The sequence below is a fragment of the Embleya sp. NPDC005575 genome (genome assembly GCF_040605455.1).
Lineage (GTDB): Bacteria > Actinomycetota > Actinomycetes > Streptomycetales > Streptomycetaceae > Embleya.
Window position 1 is genome coordinate 1 of record NZ_JBEXCV010000326.1, and the last position, 2,260, is coordinate 2,260.

Below are 2,260 nucleotides of genomic sequence, written 5' to 3' on the forward strand. Positions count from 1 at the left end.
GCCCGCCGGCCCCGACCGGCGGGCACGGACGGGCACGGGCCGCGGCCCGTCGCGGCTACTTGCCGAGCGCGTCCAACTGCTCCAGGAACCACTGCTGCGGGCTCAGCGCGACCGCCGCGGCGGCCAGCCGCCTGGTGCGTCGCAGCCGATCGGCGGGTTCCATCGTGAGCGCCGTATGCAACGCCTCGGTGGTCTGTGACACGTCGAACGGGTTGACCACGATCGAGTCCTCGCCGAGCTCCTCGAACGCGCCCGCCTCGCGGGAGAGCACCAGCGCACAACCCCCGTGTGCCTCGTCCAATAGCGAGACCACCGGCACCTCCTTGGCGACCAGGTTCATCCCGTCCCGGATCGGGTTCACCAGCGCGACGTCGGCCAGCCGGTACGCCGCGAGCGAGCGCGGGAAGTCGTCGTTGACGTGCAGGATCAACGGTTGCCAGTCGCCGGTGCCGAACTCGTCGTCGATCTCCTTGGCCACCCGCTGCACCGCCGCGGTGTACTCGCGGTACTCCGGCAGGTCGTGCCGGGAAGGGTAGGCGAACGCGACGTGCACCACCCGGCCGAGCCATTCCGGTCGGGTGCGCAGCAGTTCCCGGTAGGCCAGCAGGCCGCGAACGATGTTCTTGGACAGTTCGGTGCGGTCCACCCGAACGATCACCTTGCGGTCGCCCACCGCCTCGCGCAGTCCGGCGAGCCGGGTGTCCACGTCGGCGCGCGACGCCCGCTCGCGCAGGAATTCGGCATCCGCGCCCAGCCCGTGCACGCCGATCTCGGTCACGCGGCCCGCGTGCGTGACGGTCATCGCGTCCCGGTCCACCGTCGCGCCGAGCACGTCGGCGCAACAGTCCAGGAACGCGAGAGCCCAGCGCCGGGTCAAAAAGCCCGCGTGGTCGGCGCCGAGCACGCCCTCCAGCACGAACCGCGCGATGTCGTCGGGCAGCAGCCGGAAGTAGTCCGGCGGCGCCCACGGGGTGTGCGAGAAGTGCCCGATCCGCAGATCCGGCCGCAGTCGGCGCAGCAGCACCGGCACCAGGGTCAGGTGGTAGTCCTGCACGACCACCTTGGCGCCCTCGGCGGCCTCGTCGGCCAGCGCCTCCGCGAAGGCCTGGTTGTACGCCTCGTAGGAGGCCCACTCCCTGCGAAAGCGCGCGTCGAAGACCGGCTTGGACGGGGTGTCGTAGAGCAGGTGGTGGACGAACCACAGGGTCGAATTCGCTATGGCGTTGTACGCCCGGGCGAAGGTGCCGGGGTCGATGTCGAGCATCCGCACCGCCAGGCCGCCGGTGTCGTGACCGGCGAGATCCAGCCGGCCCGAGGGCGCGGCCCGGGTCGCGGTGCGATCGGCCTCGCCGAGCGCCGAGCACACCCAAACGGCGCCGGTCCCCTGCCCGGCGGTGGACAATCCGGACACGAGTCCGCCGCCGCCGCGGCTCACCGAAAGCGAGCCGTCGTCCTGCAGGGAGAAGGACACGGGACCACGATTGGACGCGACCAGGACACCGGCGGGAGGGGGAGCACTCATGCCCCGACCCTAGCCACGCATCCCGGTGCGCAAACCCGACCCGATCGCACCTCCCACCCGAACGGTGTGGCGAGTATCACGCGGGCTTGTCATTACCCGCAGTAGCGAGGGTGTGCTTTCTCTTGATTCCTCGGGCCGATCGCTCGGATGCGAATGGGTGGCTCGGCCCGCTCACTCGATCGACGAATCGGGCTCGAATCGGGCAACGGGGCAAGGGGGAATCGGGTATGCGGAGCAATCGTGGCCTCCATGTGGGTGCCGTGGCCGCCGCACTGGTCCTCGCGGCCGGCGCGGCGCCGGCGGTCGCCGAAGGGGACGGCGCGTGCAACGACGGGGACGCGTGTCTGTACTACAACTCGAACACCAAGGGCGCACGTTTCGACCATCGATACAACGTGGCCAACTACGCCGGCTACACCTTCATGCGGTCCCCGGACGGCAGCAGCGGCACGGGGGTGCCGGTGAAGAACAACGCCGCGTCGGTGTGGAACAACGACCCGACGCACATCCTGCGGATCTACTACGGCAGCAACTACCAGGGGCCGGTCCAGGAGATCGGCCCCAAGTCGACGGCCAATCTCGACCCGGCGCTGAAGAACAACAACGCGTCGGGCAGTTGGACCGCGCAGTAGGGCGTCCACGCCGCGGGCCGGCCGTGATCGCCCTGCTGTGCCTCGCCCTGGCCGCCCTGGCCGGGTGCACCGCGGCCGGCCACCGCGGCGACCGCCCGCCCGCGGC

Annotated in this window: 2 protein-coding genes; one reads left to right on the forward strand and one right to left on the reverse strand. The window is 70.8% G+C overall.

What is annotated here, in order from left to right:
• Positions 1-55: 55 nt before the first annotated feature.
• Entirely contained in the window at positions 56-1,522 is a 1,467-nt protein-coding gene (locus ABZS54_RS42735) for a trehalose-6-phosphate synthase (RefSeq protein ID WP_355548810.1), read from the reverse strand.
• Positions 1,523-1,749: 227 nt separating this feature from the next.
• Here ABZS54_RS42735 and ABZS54_RS42740 point away from each other — a divergent pair, with 227 nt between their 5' ends.
• Positions 1,750-2,154 carry a peptidase inhibitor family I36 protein gene (locus ABZS54_RS42740; protein ID WP_355548813.1) on the forward strand — a complete coding sequence of 135 codons (405 nt, stop codon included), beginning with the start codon at positions 1,750-1,752 and terminating at the stop codon, positions 2,152-2,154.
• Positions 2,155-2,260 lie beyond the last annotated feature (106 nt).

What these genes read in the sequence shown, in the direction of transcription:
- ABZS54_RS42735 (WP_355548810.1), bottom strand. Translation starts at nt 1,522, where the DNA reads ATGAGTGCTCCCCCTCCCGCCGGTGTCCTGGTCGCGTCCAATCGTGGT.
- ABZS54_RS42740 (WP_355548813.1), top strand. Translation starts at nt 1,750, where the DNA reads ATGCGGAGCAATCGTGGCCTCCATGTGGGTGCCGTGGCCGCCGCACTG.